9 protein-coding genes are annotated in these 17,478 nt (G+C 65.6%); 7 read left to right on the top strand and 2 right to left on the bottom strand.

Features of this window, described 5'->3' with window-relative positions; all coding sequences use genetic code 11:
• The first annotated feature begins 92 nt into the window (after nucleotides 1-92).
• From ACCQ12_RS11905 to ACCQ12_RS11880, 6 genes are all read left to right on the top strand, one after another.
• Entirely contained in the window at nucleotides 93-1,913 is a 1,821-nt protein-coding gene (locus ACCQ12_RS11905) for a DUF885 domain-containing protein (RefSeq protein ID WP_372381802.1), read from the top strand.
• Complete coding sequence (locus ACCQ12_RS11900; RefSeq protein ID WP_372381801.1) at nucleotides 1,910-3,745, top strand: DUF885 domain-containing protein; 1,836 nt, start codon at nucleotides 1,910-1,912, stop codon at nucleotides 3,743-3,745. Before ACCQ12_RS11905 ends, ACCQ12_RS11900 begins: the two co-directional genes overlap by 4 nt.
• A gap of 264 nt (nucleotides 3,746-4,009) precedes the next feature.
• On the top strand, nucleotides 4,010-5,581 hold the full coding sequence (locus ACCQ12_RS11895; RefSeq protein ID WP_372381800.1) for an APC family permease: 1,572 nt from the start codon (nucleotides 4,010-4,012) through the stop codon (nucleotides 5,579-5,581).
• Entirely contained in the window at nucleotides 5,571-7,919 is a 2,349-nt protein-coding gene (locus ACCQ12_RS11890; RefSeq protein ID WP_372381799.1) for a S9 family peptidase, read from the top strand. Before ACCQ12_RS11895 ends, ACCQ12_RS11890 begins: the two co-directional genes overlap by 11 nt.
• On the top strand, nucleotides 7,916-9,556 hold the full coding sequence (locus tag ACCQ12_RS11885) for a DUF5597 domain-containing protein (RefSeq protein WP_372381798.1): 1,641 nt from the start codon (nucleotides 7,916-7,918) through the stop codon (nucleotides 9,554-9,556). The genes ACCQ12_RS11890 and ACCQ12_RS11885 overlap by 4 nt, the downstream gene beginning before the upstream one ends.
• Nucleotides 9,557-9,803: 247 nt before the next feature.
• The gene (locus tag ACCQ12_RS11880; protein WP_047697964.1) at nucleotides 9,804-10,100 is read left to right on the top strand and encodes a flagellar basal body rod protein FlgC; all 297 of its coding nucleotides are present in this window, start codon (nucleotides 9,804-9,806) and stop codon (nucleotides 10,098-10,100) included.
• A gap of 1,287 nt (nucleotides 10,101-11,387) precedes the next feature.
• Here the strand turns inward: ACCQ12_RS11880 and ACCQ12_RS11875 are convergent.
• Both ACCQ12_RS11875 and ACCQ12_RS11870 read right to left on the bottom strand, forming a co-directional pair.
• Complete coding sequence (locus tag ACCQ12_RS11875; RefSeq protein WP_372381797.1) at nucleotides 11,388-12,437, bottom strand: DUF5694 domain-containing protein; 1,050 nt, start codon at nucleotides 12,435-12,437, stop codon at nucleotides 11,388-11,390.
• 442 nt (nucleotides 12,438-12,879) lie between these two features.
• On the bottom strand, nucleotides 12,880-14,472 hold the full coding sequence (locus tag ACCQ12_RS11870; protein ID WP_372381796.1) for a S53 family peptidase: 1,593 nt from the start codon (nucleotides 14,470-14,472) through the stop codon (nucleotides 12,880-12,882).
• 441 nt (nucleotides 14,473-14,913) lie between these two features.
• Between ACCQ12_RS11870 and ACCQ12_RS11865 the strand changes: the two genes are divergently transcribed.
• Nucleotides 14,914-17,271: a Tat pathway signal protein gene (locus ACCQ12_RS11865; protein WP_372381795.1), complete on the top strand. Its 2,358-nt coding sequence runs from the start codon at nucleotides 14,914-14,916 to the stop codon at nucleotides 17,269-17,271.
• The last annotated feature ends 207 nt before the right edge of the window (nucleotides 17,272-17,478 follow it).

The raw sequence follows: 17,478 nt of genomic DNA, 5'->3' as shown, positions 1-17,478 counted from the left end.
AGGAGCGCGCTTGCGCGCGAATGGCGTTATCGGTAACGCCCATCGCGCGCAAGCGCGCTCCTACGGCCGCCATTGCATCTTGGAGTAAATGCATGAACCACCTGCGTCCTGTCGCCATCGGCCTGCTTGCCGCCGCATTGTTTACTGCCTGCAAGCCGGCACCGCCGGCAGCGGAAACGGCGGCTGCGGCCACTGGCTCTGCGAATAGCAGCGAACAAGCCGCCAAGGCCTTCGATGCGCTGCTGGACAAACAGTGGCAATACCAGCTGCAGCACAACCCGGAGTTCGCCAGCATCATCGGCGACAAGCGCTACAACGACCGCTGGAGCGATTATTCGCTGGAAGCGGTGCAGGCGGAGCGCGCCGCAACCGCGGACCTGCTCACGCAGTTCGAAGCAGTGGATGCCAAGGCGCTGGACGCGCAACGCCAGCTCAGCCTGCAGATGATGCTGGGCCAATTGCGCGACAAGCTGGAAGGTATCGACCTCAAGACCTACACGATGCCGCTGGAGCCCATCGGCGGCATCCAGTTGGCGCTGGTCGGGTATGGCGATGCGTTTCCGTTCGAAAACGCCAAGGATTACCAGGATTACATCAAGCGGCTGCAGACGATCCCGACCGTGATCGAGCAGGTCATTGCGGTGTCGCGCCAGGGCGCGAAAGATGGTCTCACCCAGCCGCGCTATCTGTTGGAGCGCCTGCCCGAGCAGATCGACAAGATTGCCGCGTTGACCGGCGAGCAGAGCCCGTTCGCCTCGCCGCTGAAAAAGCTCGATGCGGCGGTGCCGGCCGATCAACGCGACGCGCTGCGTCAACAAGTGTTCGCCGCGATCGATCAACAGGTGCGCCCGGCCTACGGCAAATTGGCTGCGTTCGTGCGCGACGAATACGCCGCGCAAGGGCGCGCGCAGGAAGGCGTGTGGTCGCTGCCCGATGGCGAGCGCCGTTATCGCTACGCCGTCCACACCCAGACCACCACCGACATGGCGCCGGAGGAGATCCACCAGATCGGTTTGAAGGAAGTGGCGCGCATCGAAGGGGAGATGACGGTGATCGCCAAGGCGCAGGGCTTTGCCGATCTGGCCAGCTTCCGCAAGGCGGTGGAGACCGACAAGCGCCACTTTGCCAGCTCCGGCGAACAGATCCTGCAGCAGTACCGGCAGTACATCGCGGCGATGGAACCGGAGCTGCCCAAGCTGTTCGGCCATCTGCCCAAGACGCCGCTGGAAGTGCAGGCGATGCCGGCCTTCCGCCGCAGCGCACCCGGCGCCGAGTATTGGCAAAGCAATCCGGAGGGCACCAAGCCGGCAATCGTGAAGGTCAACACCAGCGACTTCGCCAGCCGCACGCTGGTCAATATCGAAACCACCGCCTATCACGAAGGCGTGCCCGGGCATCACCTGCAGATCTCGCTTGCGCAGACGCTGCCCCTGCCGCCGTTCCGCCAGCAGGCCGGCTACAACGCCTACATCGAAGGCTGGGCGCTGTATGCCGAGCGGCTGGGCAAGGAGATCGGTTTCTTCAAGGACCCGTACAACGACTACGGCCGCCTGTCTGGCGAGTTGCTGCGCGCCAACCGGCTGGTGCTCGACACCGGTGTGCACTACAAGCACTGGAATCGCCAGCAGATGGTGGACTTCTTCCACGCGCATCCGTCCGACGACGAGCCCAGCATCCAGTCCGAAACCGATCGCTACATCGTGTGGCCGGGCCAGGCGTTGGGCTACAAGCTCAGTCAGCTGCAGATCCTGGCATTGCGCGCGGAAGCGGAAAAGGAGCTGGGCGATCGTTTCGATGTGCGCGCCTTCCACGATGCGGTGCTGGGCGGCGGCGCGATGCCGCTGGCACTGTTGCAGCAGCGCGTGCGGCAGTGGATTGCGCAGGCCAAGGCGGCGCCGGAGGCACGCGGATGAAGACCAGCCGCGTCTGGCGCGCGTGCGCATTGAGCGTGTTGATTGCCTCCGGTCTGGGTACTGCCGCCGTGCAAGCGCAGGCTGTAGCACCTGCACCCGCAGCAACCACGCAAGACCGCGCGGCGGCACGTTTCAAAGCGCTTTACACGCGCGAATGGCGCTGGCGGCAGGCGCAGTTGTCCGGCGCGGTGGATGAAGACAACCAGGCCACGCAGGAACAACAATCCGACCACCTGCCCAAGGTGGATGTGGCCACGCAGAACCAGCGCACGACGTACTGGCAACAGGCGTTGAAGGAACTGGATGGCATCCCGCAGGCGCAGTTGTCTGCCGAAGATCAGGTGAGTTACCAGGTGTACCGCCAGCAGTTGCTGGTGTTGCTGGACCAGCAACGGTTTCGCGCCTGGGAAATGCCGTTCAACAGTGATTCGGCGTTCTGGAGCGACCTGGGCTTCAGCGCCGAGGCCAAGTTGCGCACGCGCGAGGATTATCAGCGCTATCTGAAGATGCTGGCCGATATCCCGCGCTATTTCGCCGAGCACACCGACAACATGCGCGCCGGGCTGGCGCGCGGTTTCAGCCAGCCGAAGGTCACGCTGACAGGACGCGATCAATCCATCGCCGATGTGGCGCAGGCCAGGGGTCAGGCCAATCTGTTCTACGCACCGTTCAAGCAGATGCCGGCCACAGTGCCGCCAGCGGTGCAGGCGCAGCTGCGGGCGCAGGCCGTGGAGACCATCAACGCGCAGGTGGTGCCGGCGTATGCCAAGTTGCTGGACTTCATCCGCACTGAGTATCAGCCGCGTGCACGCACCACGCTGGCCGGTGAAGCGCTGCCGGATGGCAAGGACTATTACCGCGCGCAGATTCGCGAGTTCACCACGCTGGAGGTGAGCCCCGATCAGATCCACCAGATCGGTCTGGACGAGGTTGCCAAGCTGCGGACGCAGATGGACCAGACCATCGCGGCCAGCGGCTTCAAAGCGCCGGCCGGACAGGCGGTGTTTCCGGCATTCCTGCATTTCCTGCGCACCGACCCGCAGTTCTACGCCAAGACCCCGGACGAACTGCTCAAGCAGGCGGCATGGATCGCCAAGCGCGTGGATGCCAAGGTGGGCGACTACATCGGCCGGCTGCCGCGCCGGCGTTTTGCGATCGAACCGGTGCCACCGGAGCTGGCGCCGTTCTACACCGGCGGTCGTGGCGGCCCGGGCATCTATCTGGTCAATACCTACAACCTGCCGTCGCGGCCGCTGTACAACCTGACCGCGCTGACCTTGCATGAATCTTCGCCCGGCCACGCATTGCAGATGCCGTTGGCGGCGGAGGCGCAGGGCTTGCCGGAGTTCCGCCGCTACGGCTACATCTCCGCGTATGGCGAAGGCTGGGCGTTGTATTCGGAGTACCTGGGCCAGGAAATGGGCATGTACGACACGCCCTATGACCGCTTCGGCTATCTCACCTATCAGATGTGGCGTGCCTGCCGTTTGGTGATCGACACCGGTCTGCATCACAAGGGCTGGACGCGCGAACAGGCGCAGGCATATCTGCGCGACAACACCGCGCTGAGCGAACACGAAGTGACCACCGAGGTGGACCGCTATATCGCCTGGCCGGGGCAGGCGCTGTCGTACTACCTGGGCGAGTTGAAGATCATCGAATTGCGGCACAAGGCCGAAGCCGCGCTCGGCGAGAAGTTCGACATCCGCGCCTTCCACGACGCGATCCTGGAAACCGGCTCGGTGCCGCTACCGGTGCTGGAGCAGCGCGTCGACCGCTTCATCGCCGAGGGCGGGAAGTCGCCTTGGGCGCAGGAGGTGTCGAAGCAGTAGCAATGCTGAGCCCCTCTCCCGACGGGGCGAGAAGACACAGTTTGCGCGCCACTGGCGCGCGTGCCTTGGAGCGCCCGCGCCACAAGCGCGGGCCGGGGCGCGGAGCGGGGGTTGGGGTGAGGGTACGAAGCGAAGCCGCGCAGGGTCGAAACGGCACGAGGCTGCGCACGTACCCTCATCCGCCCCTTCGGGGCACCTTCTCCCGAAGGGAGAAGGGAATAGCAGCAGTTAGGAATCGCCTACAACCTTTCCAACGGGGGCACCATGGCCACGCAAGGCAAGTTCCACAAGCGGCTCAGCCTGACCGACCTGACCTTTATCGGGCTGGGTTCGATCTTCGGTTCCGGGTGGTTGTTTTCGGCCAGCCATGTGTCCTCGATTGCGGGGCCGGCCGGCATCGTGTCGTGGATCCTCGGCGGCATCGCCGTCTTGCTGCTGGGTCTGGTCTATTGCGAACTCGGTGCGGCGTTGCCGCGCGCCGGCGGGGTGGTGCGCTACCCGGAGTATTCGCATGGCGCCTTGCTCGGCTCGCTGACCGGTTTCATCACGCTTATCGCGTTTTCCAGCTTGATCGCGATCGAAGTGGAGGCGGCGCGGCAATATGCAGCGGCGTGGTTCCCGTGGTTGAGTCAGCCCAACAGCACGCATCCCAGCATCTGGGGCTGGCTGGTGCAGCTGGCCTTGCTGGTGCTGTTTTTCCTGCTCAACTATTTCAGCGTCAAGACCTTTGCGCTGGCCAACAATATCGTCAGCATCTTCAAGTTCCTGGTGCCGATTTTGGTGATCGTGCTGCTGATGAAGCACTTCAATGCCGCCAATCTGAGCATGCACGGGTTCGCACCCTCGGGCATGGCCGGGGTGGAAGCGGCGATCTCCGCCGGCGGCATCATCTTCGCGTATCTGGGGTTGACCCCGATCGTGTCGGTGGCCAGCGAAGTACGCGACCCGCAGCGCAATATTCCCATCGCCTTGATCCTGTCGGTGGCGCTGTCCACGGTGATCTACGTGCTGCTGCAGCTGGCGTTTCTGGGCAGCATTCCGGCCGCACAGCTTGCGCAAGGATGGACCGGCATTGACAAGGCCTTCTCGCTGCCGTACCACGACATCGCACTGGCCCTGGGCATGGCGTGGCTGGCCGCACTGGTGATATGCGATGCCATGGTGTCGCCCAGCGGTACCGGCAATATCTACATGAATGCCACCCCGCGCGTGGTGTACGGCTGGGCACGTAGCGGCGGGTTCCTGCCAGTGCTGACGCGGGTGGACCCGGCGTCGGGCATCCCGCGTCCGGCGTTGTGGTTGAGCCTGGGCTTGTCGATCTTCTGGACCTTGCCGTTCCCCTCATGGGAAACCTTGATCGGCGTGGTGTCGGCCGCGCTGGTGCTGAGCTATGCGGTGGCGCCGGTGACGGTGGCAGCCCTACGCCGCAGCGCGCCGGAGTTGCCGCGCCCGTTTTTCGTGCGCGGCCTGGCGGTGCTGGGGCCGCTGTCGTTCATGGTGGCGGCGTTGATCGTTTACTGGTCCACCTGGCCCACGTTGTCGTGGTTGCTGGGCTTGCAGGTGCTGGCGTTTGCGCTGTACGTGCTGTATCGCCTGCCATCGCGCGAGGGCCGCACGTGCCTGTTGCGGCAGGTGCGCGCGTCGTTGTGGCTGATCGTGTTCTTCGTGCTGGTGATGCTGGTGTCGTGGGCCGGCACCTTCGGTGGACACGGTTGGATCGTCCATCCGTTCGATACGTTGAGCGTGGCGGTGATCGCGTTCTTCATTTACCACTGGGGCGCGCGCAGCGGTTTGCGCAGCGACGAACTGGCATTGGAGGAGGACGATGGTGAGTGATGCCTTGCGATGCGCATGGCTGGCGCAGGCCTCGCGCGCCATGGCCGCCTGCATGCTGTTGCTTGCAACCGCTGCGCACGCGGCACCTAGCGTGGCCGATTACCAACGTTCGCTGGGTCTGCGCGCGCACTGGAGCACGCTGACCGAGAACGTCGCCTGGCCGGCGCACTGGCAGGACAACGGCACCTTCCATTACCGCAAGACGGTGCCTGGCGGTTTCGCCTTCATGCGCGTGGACGTCGCCACGTTGCACAAGCAACCCGCCTTCGATCAGGCGCGCGTGGCCCAGGCGCTGCAGGCAGCCACCGGCACTGCCTATGCGGCGTTGATGTTGCCATTCGAGCGGTTTGCGTATGCGCAGGAAGGCGCGCGTGAGGACGGGGCGATCGTGTTCGCCATCGAGGACGCTGCGTGGCGCTGTACCTTGACCACCTACCGCTGCGCGCCCGACGATCCCGGCCGGCAGCCGCAGGGGCAACAGCGGCCGCGTGGCTTTGGCGTGGTGCGCGACCCGGACGTGGTGGCCGATACCACGCCACGCCGTTCGCCTGACGGGCAGTGGGAGGCGCTAGCCGATGGCTGGAACCTGGTCGTGCGCCGGGTGGCCGATGGCCAGCTGGTCCAGCGCACCGACGATGGCCGTGCGGAAGACTATTTCGATCCGGAGAGCATTGCCTGGTCGCCTGATTCGCAGCAGCTGGCGGTGTATCGGGTACGTCCGGGCACTGCGCGCCGGGTCACCCGTGTGGAGGCTGCACCGGCTGGTCGCCTTCAGCCGGTGGTGCACACCCAGCTGTATCCCAAGCCGGGCGATGCGGTGGATGTGGAACGGCCGGTGCTGCTGGCCGTGGATGGCAGCCGGCGCGTGGTGGATAACGCCTTGTTCGCCACCCCATATTCGCTATCGCCGCTGCAATGGCGCAGCGATGGCCGTAGTGTGGCGTTCGAGTACGTGCAGCGCGGCTTTCAGCAGATGCGCGTGATTGAAGTGGATGCGCGCACTGCACGCGCGCATGTGGCCGTTGGCGAAGATGCGCGTACCTTCGTGTATGCCGACCGCAGCTTTCGCCACGACGTGGATGGGCGCGGCGATGAGGTGTTGTGGATTTCGGAACGTGACGGTTGGCGGCATCTGTATCTGTTCGATGGCCTCAGCGGCAAGGTCAAACGCCAGATCACCCGCGGGCAGTGGGTGGTGCGCGATGTGCTGCGCGTGGACGATGCGCAGCGCCGCATCTGGTTCACTGCCAGCGGCATGGACGCCGGCAAGGACCCGTACTACCGGCAGCTCTACCGCGTGGATTTCGATGGTCGCCACTTGACCTGGCTCACCCACGCCAATGCGGATCACGACGTGGCCATTGCCAACGACGGCCGGCATTACGTGGATGTGTATTCGCGCCCGGATCTGCCGCCGGTGATGGAGCTGCACGCCATCGATGGGCAACTGCTGCACACCGTTGAGCGCGGCGATATCGGCAGGCTGCAGGCCGCCGGGTGGCGCGCGCCGGAGACCTTCGTGGCCAAGGGCCGCGATGGCACCACCGATATCTGGGGCATGGTGGTGCGCCCGCGCGATTACGACCCGCACAAAACATACCCGGTGATCGAAAACATCTACGCCGGGCCGCACGACGCTTTCGTGCCCAAGACGTTCTGGCCGTTCGGCTACCACTCCGGCGGCGACAAGCAGATCGGCATGCAGGCGCAGGCCGATCTGGGTTTCATCGTGGTGATGATCGACGGCATGGGCACCGCCAATCGGTCCAAGGCGTTTCACGATGTGGCGTGGAAAAATCTGGGCGATTCCGGCTTTGCCGACCGTATCGCCTGGCATCGCGCGCTGGCCGCGAAGGATCCTTCGTACGACATCAGCCGGGTCGGCATCTATGGCGCATCGGCCGGCGGGCAGAGCACGCTGGGTGCACTCGAACGCCATCCGGAGTTCTACAAAGTGGGCGTGGCGTTTGCAGGTTGCTACGACAACCGCATGGACAAGATCAGCTGGAACGAGCAGTGGATGGGCTGGCCGGTGGATGCGAGCTATGCGCAGGCATCCGGCGTGGTCAACGCCAGCAAGCTGCAGGGCGACCTGCTGCTGATCGTCGGCGAGCAGGACAGCAATGTCGACCCGGCCTCCACTGCGCAGGTGGTCGATGCCTTGATCAAGGCCGGCAAGCAGTTCGATCTGCTCAACGTGCCCGGTGGCGAGCATTCGGTGGGCCGCTCCAGCGGGCCGATCGACTATGTGCAACGCCGTCAATACGACTTCTTCGTGCGCCACCTGCGCAACGAACCCACGCCGCACTGGAACTCACTACCGTCGGAGGCGCGATGATGCATGTGCTTGCCCTGAAAATACCGCAGCCGCGTGGCCGCCTCGCGGCGCTGCTGTGGCCGCTGGTGTTACTTGCAGTCGGTGTGCCGCTGCTTGCCAGCGCAGCAGAACTGCCGCGCTTCGTCACCCAGAACGGCCGTCATGCGCTGTTTGTCGATGGCACGCCATACACCGTGCTGGCCGCGCAGCTGCACAACTCCAGTGCCTGGCCAGCCGTGCTGCCCAAGGCGCTGGACGAGGTGGTCGCGCTGCACGCCAACACCGTGGAAGCGCCGGTGTACTGGGAGCAGTTCGAGCCGACGCAGGGCCGCTTCGATACCACCAATGTGGATGCACTGATCGCCGGCGCACGCAAGCGCGGCCTGCGCGTGGCCTTGCTGTGGTTCGGCAGCTGGAAGAACGGCCAGATGCATTACGTGCCGGAGTGGATCAAGCGCGACGAGACCACGTACCCGCGCATGCGCGATGCCAATGGCGAACCGGTGGATGTGCTGTCGCCACACGCGGCGGCCAACATGCAGGCCGATGCGCGCGCGTTCACCGCGTTGATGCAGCACCTGCGCAAGGTGGATGGCGACCGCCACACGGTGATCCTGGTGCAGGTGGAAAACGAACCCGGTGCGATCGGCACCGTGCGCGACCATGGCCCCGCCGGCGAGGCCGCGTTCGCACAATCGGTGCCGGCCGAGATCGCGCGTGCACTGGGCAAGCCGCAGGGCAGCTGGCAGCACCTGTTCGGCGCCGAAGCGGCCGAAGCGTTCAACGCGCATGCCACCGCCGCCTACATCGAGCAGGTGGCTGCCGCCGGCAAGCGTGCGTATCCGCTGCCGCTCTACGTGAACACCTGGCTGCGCTACAAGGGCAAGCGTTATCCGGGCATGGACTATCCCTCCGGCGGTGCCACGGTGAACATGTTCGCGCTATGGCGCGCGGCCACGCCGTCGATCGACTTCATCGGCACCGACATCTACACCAACGATTACAACGAATACATCAAGGTCATCGGCCAGTACGCGCGGCCCGACAACCCGGCCTGGGTGTCGGAAACCGGCTTCGAAGCTGCCACCGCGCCCTATCTGTTCCATGTACTGGGGCAGGGCGGGGTGGGATTTTCGGTGTTCGGCATGGATGGCAACCCCGACAGCGAGGCCAACCGCGCCGCAATCGCTGCGCACGCGGCCAACTTCAAGCTGCTTGCGCCGATGCAGCGACTTCTGGCGCAGGCCGCCTACGACGGCCGGCTGCAGGCAGTGGCCGAACAACCCGGCGCGCCGCAGCGCATGCTGCGCTTCGGCGAGTGGGAGGCCAAGGTGTCGTTCGGTGCGCCCATGTGGGGCGATGCGCCGCCCATTCTACCCGGCAACGACGACCATGCAGGCCGGTTGCTGGTAGCCCAGCTGGGGCCGGAAGACTTTCTGGTGACCGGCATGGCTGCGCGCATTGAATTTTTCCGCGACGCAGCCGATACCCGTCATGGACAACTGTTGCGGGTGGAGCAGGGGCGGTATGTCGATGGGCGCTGGCAGGTAGAAAGGCAGCTCAACGGCGACCAGACCGACTACGGGCTCAACTTCTGGCGTGTGGATGCGGCCGGCAATGTACCTGTGGTGTTGCGCGTGCGGGTGGGCACGTATTGAGCGTGGGCGAGGCGACCATGCGGCCGTGAGGCCGGCGTTGTCGCAGTTGCTAGGTAGGACATGTGGATGTGGAGCAGGTGGGTCGCAGTTGCTGTTCGCTGGGTCCATCCGCGTAAAAAAGGCTCGCCCAGCGGTTAGCTTGCGGTAAACGCGACAGCAGCGCGGCGCGGTTGTGATCGGCGCTGCGCCGGTTGGTGAGTAAACGCGCGCCCTCGCTTTTTTTTGTAGTTTTTGCACTGGAGCCATCATGAGCATCAACAGCATCGCCAGTTCCGGAATGCAGGTGGCCGCACTGCGCCAGCAGGTAGCCGCCAGCAATGTGGCGCGCCAGCCGGTGGACGGCAGCCCACGGCAGTCCGTTGCCGCCAGCACGCAGGCCAATGGCGGCGTGGCCGCCAGCGTCGTCGATGCCAGTGCGGATCCATCGGCGCCGGCCACCGATCTGGTGGAAGGGCTGTCGGCACGCAACGATTTCCAGGCAAATGCCACCGCGCTGCGGCGTTCCGACGAGATGTTGGGTAGCTTGCTGGACGTGTTGACCTAAGCCGTGCGGAGTGGATGACTGCCCTTGTCGTCCCGATACACCGGGTACACGGCTGTCGGTGTGGTCGCGTACCCGGCGACATCCGTCTGCTGCTTGGCTGCAAGGACTAGTGGATGTGGTCGGTGCGCATAGCTTTCGATCAAACATCCGGCAGAATTTCTGGTGCGGTGATTTTGTTCTTCAATAAAGCCACCAGCTAACTATCTGGTGGGGCAACGCGCCCTTGAGTTCTTTGCGTTTGCTGCAGGGCCCTTGCCCGCCCACCATCGCGGGACACGCCGTGAATCCGTCCCTGGAGGCTCTGGCGCGGCATCCATGCCGCTCAAGGTCCCGCGACGGTGGGCGGGCAAGGACCAGTCAAGTTGGTCGGTGCGTACCGTTTCAAAAAACATAACCTGCGAACTGTCCGGTGCGCTGATTCCGCTCTTCAGTAAAGGCGGCAGCCAACTATCTGGTGCGGTGAGGGTACCGCGCACTCGACATCTTTGCGTTTGCTGCAGGGCCCTTGCCCGCCCACCATCGCGGGACACGCCGTGAATCCGTCCCTGGAGGCTCTGGCGCGGCATCCATGCCGCTCAAGGTCCCGCGACGGTGAGCGGGCAAGGACCAGTCAAGTTGGTCGGTGCGTAGAGTTTTCAATAAAACAGCCTGCAAACTGTCCGGTGCGCTGATTCCGCTCTTCAGTAAAGGCGGCAGCCAACTATCTGGTGCGGTGAGGGTACCGCGCACTCGACATCTTTGCGTTTGTTGCAGGGCCCTTGCCCGCCCACCATCGCGGGACACGCCGTGAATCCGTCCCTGGAGGCTCTGGCGCGGTATCCATGCCGCTCAAGGTCCCGCGACGGTGAGCGGGCAAGGACCAGTCGAGATGGTCGGTTTGCATGGATCTCAACAGCGACTAGCGAGCTGGCGACGCGGTTCTTTGCTCTTCGACAAAACCAACAGCCAACTGTCTGGTGCGGTGTCCTCACCGATTGCGGGACTGTTGGCGGCATGGATCCCGCCACGGAGCCCCCATGGATGGGTTTACGGCGTGTCCCGCGAGCGGTGAGGGCACCGCGCCCTCGACGTCTTGCGTGTGCTGCAGAGCCCTTGCCCACCCACCATCGCAGGACACGCTGTAAGTACGTCCCTATAAGCTCTGGCGCGGCATCCATGCCGCCCACGGCCCCACGAGCGGTGAGGACGCCACCCTCGACGCTGCGGTATTTGCTGCAAGTCAGACGCGATGAGGTCACTGTGCACTTGACCGAAAGCGTCATGCTGCAATCGTGGTACTCATTGCCGTCATTGCTCGTCACGGCCCAACACCTGCGCCGCGTCCACGATATCCACGCCCTGTAGTTGGCCTAGCCACTGATCGAACCAGGGCTTGTGCATGGCACCGACCACTGCAAGCACGCGTGCACCGGGTTGGTCGGCAAAGCTGGCGCGGACATTGGACACCATGCGCAGGTTGCGGATTTCCCAACCGGAGACGTAGCGATACCCATAGTGCTGCGTCGAGCTTTCGCTCAATGCGGCGCGAAAGTCCACCGCGATGGCCAACTGCTGGCTGGCTGGTAGATTGATCGCGCGGTAGAGCTCCAGCAGTCTGCCTTCGCCAGCCAGGGTGTCTTCATGCGCACGCATGCCGCGTGCACGTGGCGCGGCCTTGTCCCAGGCTGCTTGAATCGCCTTGCCGTAGGCCGCCGGATCGCCCAGATCGACGTTGTCGCCGGTGTGATCGTCGGCAGGGTACACACGCTGTAAACCAAGCCGTGCTGCCAGCCGCGCGGCGATCTGGTTGCTCTCGTTGGGGTGGTCCTCTGCCTTGCGCAAGTGTGCGACCAGCGCGGCATCCAACCCGTCGCCGGCGTACTGCTCTGCATGCGCCAGCTGCAGCCATTGCACGAGCGCAGAGGAGGGATCGCCCGCGGCCAGAAACAACCCTGCCAGCTGGCGACGTTGTGCCGGGGTCGGTGCGTCCGGCCAGGACTTCAGTGTGGTACGCGTCTGGCCAACGGCGGTTGGCACATCCAGACCAGTGGCCCGCGCGGCGTCGGTGGTGTCCGGACAATAGGTGGCGGTGTCTTCCGGCAGATAGACCGAAGGGTGCCGGCGCATCAAATCGCAGGTTTCGCCCGAAAGATCCTCCGTCGTGATGATGGTGGGCTTGTAGGCCGCCAGCCGGTCCAGCAACGGTTGCAGTCGCGCGGCAGAGACATCGCTGCCCTTGGGCAGCTGTGACAGGTGCACGCTGCCAAGAACCAGCACCTGCGTGCGTGGCGCAGCCATCTCTGCATCCAGCTGCGACAGGTCCACCTGTGCCTGCGCGATGCAGGGCGTGATGAGCATGAGCACCGCCGACCACAGCTTGCGACGTCGCAGGCGAGTGGGCACGACCGGTGATGTAGCGGAACGGGCTCTGGCTGTGTCGCTGCTGCTCGCTTTGCGATAGAAGGGAATCTGCATAACGTTCCTTGTGGAATGCGCGCGTCCGCGTTGCCGCAAGCGCACGCCACGGCAGTGGACGTGCGGCAAGTGTGGCCGAGGCAGCAGGCGTCGGGCCCGGCCGGAAAGTCATGCGGTCAAATGGCAGGGGCGATAGCGTGCGCAGACCACGAGGCGCCTGCCTGATGCTGAAACATCGGCCGCGTCGTAGGCGCCGCGCGCAAGTCGCCTGCGTCAGGCAAACCTGCAGAGAGCCGAGAGGGGAGCGGCGAATGTGGCGGCAGTCACCACGCTTAGACGCGGGCGTTGGTGCTGGCCCCGTGCGCTGTAATGGCCGCCCGCGGTATCACTCGCGGCGCTCTCGGTCCGGTCGCAGCGCGTCGGTCAGGCGTGCGCCGTCGGGCACGCCCAATCCCGTGTTGGCATCCCAGCCGGCGGATGCGCGGAAGCCGGCGTTGTCGCCGGCAACGATGTCGCGGAACGCATCCGGTCGTCCGTACAGGCGTGGCAGCACGAAGTGGGGTTGCATACCGTTTGCACCGTAGATGCGTGCCAGCAAGGCGGCCCATAACGGTGCGGCGGCACTGGTCCCGCCCATCACCGCCGGCTGCCCGTTGATCGACAGGTAGTAGCCGGTCTGCGCATCGGCGTTGGCGGCCACATCGGGAACGCCGCGCATGCGCAGTTGTCGAGATTGGTGCTGCGCATCGGTCAGGCGCAGATCCTTCTGCCAGGCCGGGCGCGCGAAAAACCTGCTTTGTCCGCCGCCGCCGTTGGCCCACGCCTGCTCGTCGGCGCTGTCCGCCGTGACCTGCAGTCGGGTGCCGCCACAGGCCAGCACGAACGGGCTGGATGCCGGAAAGCACACGTTCAAGCCGGGCTGCCCATCGCTGGCCCCGTCGTCGCCGGCGGCGATGCACACCGTAATGCCCAGCAACGCCGCTGCCTGAAACGCGCAGTCGTAGGCCTGGCGCGATTGCGGCGTCCACTGCGCTTCGGTGAAGCCCCAGCTGATGCCGATCACGCCGGGCGCGTGCTCGGCATCGTGGATGGCGGCATTGATCGCTTCGAGAAACCCGTTGTCGGTATTGGGGGCGAAATAGATCACCAGTTTGGCGCCCGGTGCGATGGCACCGGCGATCTGGATATCCATCTGCGCTTCGACATCGGCATCGTCGGTGCCGGTCCCGGCGACATTGTCGGCGCCCGGCAGCACCACATCCACCAGGGTGGGCATGGGCAGGCGCAGCTGCGCGAAGTAGGTCTGCATCTGTGCGCGCGTGTAACCGCCGCCCAGCACGATGATGCCGATGCACTGCCCGTGCCCGTCGTGCTCGGGAAAGCCGTAGAGCTGGGCCAGTTGCGGCGGCGTGTACTGCATGATCGGCGCGTGGCCTTCTGCCGGTGCCACCGGTGGCGTGGGTGCCTGGGGCGCCGCTCGTGTGGGCACGGGCGTGGGTGCGGCGGGCAGGGTCTGCGCCTGCGGGCGCGCATCCAGCCCCAGCACGCCGGTGACGATGCCGTCGAGCGTCTGCGGGATCGATACCGGGCCGGTGCGGCCGCGATAACGCATTGCACCGTCCACGTACTCGCGCAGGCTCACCTGGAAAGCGGCTTCGCACTGCTGCACGCTGCCTTCCAGGATGACGTTGCCGCTGTCGGCATGCGCGCGCTCCACCCTGAGCCCGTAGCTGGCCGCGAACTGCGCGACCGCCTGCAGATCGGCCTGGCTGGCCGCAAAGCGTGCACTGAATTCCTCACGCGAGAATGCCACCGGCAAGGTGCCTGCCTGCAGCTGCAGCAAGACCTCGGCGGCGGCGTTGAGCGCCGGCATGCGCAGCACCAGCAGCACGCGCAGGCGCTCATCCCCTCGCGGTGGCCCTGCCTGGAGCGTGGCGGGCACGGGTTGGCGTTCACTGCCGGGGAGGATGGTATGCATGCAGGATGGCTCTCGATCGGGAGGGGGCGTTGCACCGCGCGCGGCAGGCCGGTGGTGGAGGTCGGCTGCCGCCAGGCGCAACCACGCCCCAGCCTGCCTGCACCGCGATCCGCGTGACAGTAAAGCGCATGCACCGTCTGCGTAGCGCCTTGCCGGCGCACGTGCTCGATCGCCAGGCGAAGCGAGACGCCCTTCGGTGGCACCACTGGCAAACAGGGCGTGCAGCGTCGCAGCCAGGCCAGCGTGCTGCAGCAGCGCCTCAGATCCTGCGACAGCGCCATCGTCCTGTGCGCACTGCAACGCCCTGCATCGGCAAGCGCCTGCGCGGCCCTGCCGTGCATCGGGCGGTGTGCAGAGTTCCGCACGCGCATCCGACCTGTGCCACAAGACGCCGAGGGGCGGCGCGCGCACGATGCGGGTTGATCACTCAAGGGCGCGACGATGGATCGGAGAAGCTTTCTGCGGCAGGGCGTGTCCGCAACCGCGGCACTCGGCACCGGCGCAGCGCTGGCGGCGCAGGCCGTCCCCTCGGCTGCACCGTTGCCTCCTCCGCCTGCACCGCCGCGGCTGGAGCCGCTGCCCTCCGCAGCGCACGTGGGCAGCAAGCTCTGCAGTGTTCGGCACCTGCAGCAGGACTGGACCGTCTACGAGCATCTCGACGACCCACAGGGTGCGCTGACGTTGTGGACCGACAGCGGCATGCTGCGCCTGGACAAACGCACCGAGCCGGCCTATCCGGCCGAGGGCAAGCCCTACTTCGGCATACCGCTGGCCGAGGTGGCGATGGCCGAGGCCGATCTGCTCGCCGACCGCCTGTTGCGCGATGGCGACCCGGACGAGGCACAGGTGCGCGATGTGGCGCCGCCGCCCGCGTCCCTGCTCGACCCCAAAGACAACGGCGGCCGCTGGCCGTGGACCACCTTTGTCGGCACGCGCGAAAGCCTGGACACCATGCCCATCCTGCCCAACGGCCGCAGCCGCACCTCGCGTCCGGAACATGCCTTCACCGAGCTGGGCGAGGAAGCGCTGATCAAGCGCCGCGAAGAAGGCATGCTAGGTGGCTGGATGCCGGCGGTGCGCAAGGTGATGCGCCGCGAAGGCGAGCCCGATGCCTGGTACGACGTGCTGGTGTTTGCCGATGTGCGCGCCACTGATCGCTTCGTGGTGCAGACCTGGCACCGCACGATGAAGGTGCAGGCCGGCACCATCGTCGCGGTGCACTACACCCACAGCTATCCCGAATTTGCGCCATCGCGCAGCGCCGCCACTGCCGAACAGTTCTACGCGGCGCTGATCGATTTTGCGGCGTACTGGCAACAGGCATTGGATGGCACGGTACAGGCGCAACTGCCCGATAACAGCTGGAACGACATGGCGCAGTTTGCGTTCGCGCGCGAGCTTGTGGTGCGCCCTGGCGGCGATTACCCCAAGTACGGCGCCGTGGAGCGCGACTACTACGGCAACGAATACGATGGTTTCCAGGACACATTTACCAGTTCGTTCTACGCCAACCTGGAGTGGGGCCGCTTTGCGCAGGCGGCGGCGGTGCTCGACAACTACTTCGACGATTTCGTGCAGGACAATGGCTTGCCGAACATGCGTGGGCCCGAGGTCGGCCAATTCGGGCTGACCTTGTCGCTGCTGGCGCGCTACCTGCGCTACACCGGCGATGCGCCACGGCTGCGGCGCTTGTTGCCCAAGATTGCCGCCACCGCGCAGGTGCTGTGCGATCTCCACGACCAGGCGCTGGCATTGCCGCGCATCGCGCACGGGCATGGCCTGCTACATGGCTGGAACGAATCCGATGCCTGCCTGTTTCCCGATCCATCAGTGTGGTGGAAGCCGTATTACGCCAACAGCGCGCTGACGATCCGCGGTTGGGAAGACATCGCGCAGGTGTGGAGCACACTCGGCGGCGATGTTGGCCAGGCAACACAGTGGCAGCGCCGCGCCAGGCAACTGCGCGCGCGCCTGGAAGCCAGCCTGCGTGCCAACGTGCGCCGCGACCTCTCGCCACCGTACGTGGGCCCGTTGCCCGGCACCACACTGACCTTCCGCCAATCGCTGCTGCAGGAAAAACCCAGCGAACAGCAATGGCCGCATCGTGCCTATGCGGAGCTGCTGCAGGCCGACGTACTGCCGGACGATCTGGCCAACCTGGTGGTCGATTGCCTGCGCGGCCATGGCGGTACCAGCATCGGCGTGGTGGCCAATATCGCGCCGCCGGAACCGGGCAGCCGCGATCTGCTCGGTTTCATTTCCTACGGCTATGCGCAGCAGCTGCTGCGGCTGGATCGCATCGAGGAGTACCTGCTGTTCGTCTATGCCCACCGCTACCAGGTGCACACGCGCGGCAGCTGGACGGCAGGCGAGGTCAGTGGCATCACCGGTGGCATGCCGTTGTTCTGCATGCCGGCGCAAATGACCATTCCGCTGCTGCTGCGCTGGATGCTGGTCAGCGACGACAGCGCGGGCGAGCAGCTGTTCCTTGCCCGCGCGCTGCCACGTGCGTGGCTGGGCAGTGGTGCACACGTCGGCATCACCGCGGCGCCCACGCGCTGGGGCATGGTCACGCTGAGCCTGCGGACCGATGTGGCCGCGCGGCGTATCGATGCAGAGGTGCAGTTACCCGTGCGCGCACCCAAACGCACCTGGCTGACCCTACGTGCACCGGCGGGCACGCGCCTGCAGCGCGTGCTCCTCGACGACACACCGGCGCGCCTGCAAGGTCCGCATGCCGACCGCGTGGCGCTGCCCGCACGCGCGGCAACGGTCAGGGTGAAGGCGTGGTACGGCTGAGGCAGGGCACCGCGCGCCAGCCCGGCAGTGCTGCGCCGCCGTGTGGTGCAGCATTGCACGATTGGCACAACTGCTGACCTTCCCGATATGCCCGACCACAGGCGCTGCAATCGGTGCGCCTCGCCGATGCGCAGCACCCACGATGCGCGCACGCCTTGCAGGAATGGAAGGTTGTGGCCGTCAAAGCGAAGCATGTCCCGGTGTCGG

It is taken from the genome of Xanthomonas sp. NCPPB 1068, assembly GCF_041479385.2.
In the GTDB taxonomy this organism is placed as follows: Bacteria; Pseudomonadota; Gammaproteobacteria; order Xanthomonadales; family Xanthomonadaceae; genus Xanthomonas; species Xanthomonas cannabis.
This window is presented reverse-complemented; position numbering and strand designations above follow the sequence as displayed.

Coding starts and splice junctions, on each gene's coding strand:
- ACCQ12_RS11885 (WP_372381798.1), top strand. CDS start 7,916: ATGATGCATGTGCTTGCCCTGAAAATACCGCAGCCGCGTGGCCGCCTC.
- ACCQ12_RS11875 (WP_372381797.1), bottom strand. CDS start 12,437: ATGCTCATCACGCCCTGCATCGCGCAGGCACAGGTGGACCTGTCGCAG.
- ACCQ12_RS11880 (WP_047697964.1), top strand. CDS start 9,804: ATGAGCATCAACAGCATCGCCAGTTCCGGAATGCAGGTGGCCGCACTG.
- ACCQ12_RS11905 (WP_372381802.1), top strand. CDS start 93: ATGAACCACCTGCGTCCTGTCGCCATCGGCCTGCTTGCCGCCGCATTG.
- ACCQ12_RS11890 (WP_372381799.1), top strand. CDS start 5,571: ATGGTGAGTGATGCCTTGCGATGCGCATGGCTGGCGCAGGCCTCGCGC.
- ACCQ12_RS11865 (WP_372381795.1), top strand. CDS start 14,914: ATGGATCGGAGAAGCTTTCTGCGGCAGGGCGTGTCCGCAACCGCGGCA.
- ACCQ12_RS11870 (WP_372381796.1), bottom strand. CDS start 14,472: ATGCATACCATCCTCCCCGGCAGTGAACGCCAACCCGTGCCCGCCACG.
- ACCQ12_RS11900 (WP_372381801.1), top strand. CDS start 1,910: ATGAAGACCAGCCGCGTCTGGCGCGCGTGCGCATTGAGCGTGTTGATT.
- ACCQ12_RS11895 (WP_372381800.1), top strand. CDS start 4,010: ATGGCCACGCAAGGCAAGTTCCACAAGCGGCTCAGCCTGACCGACCTG.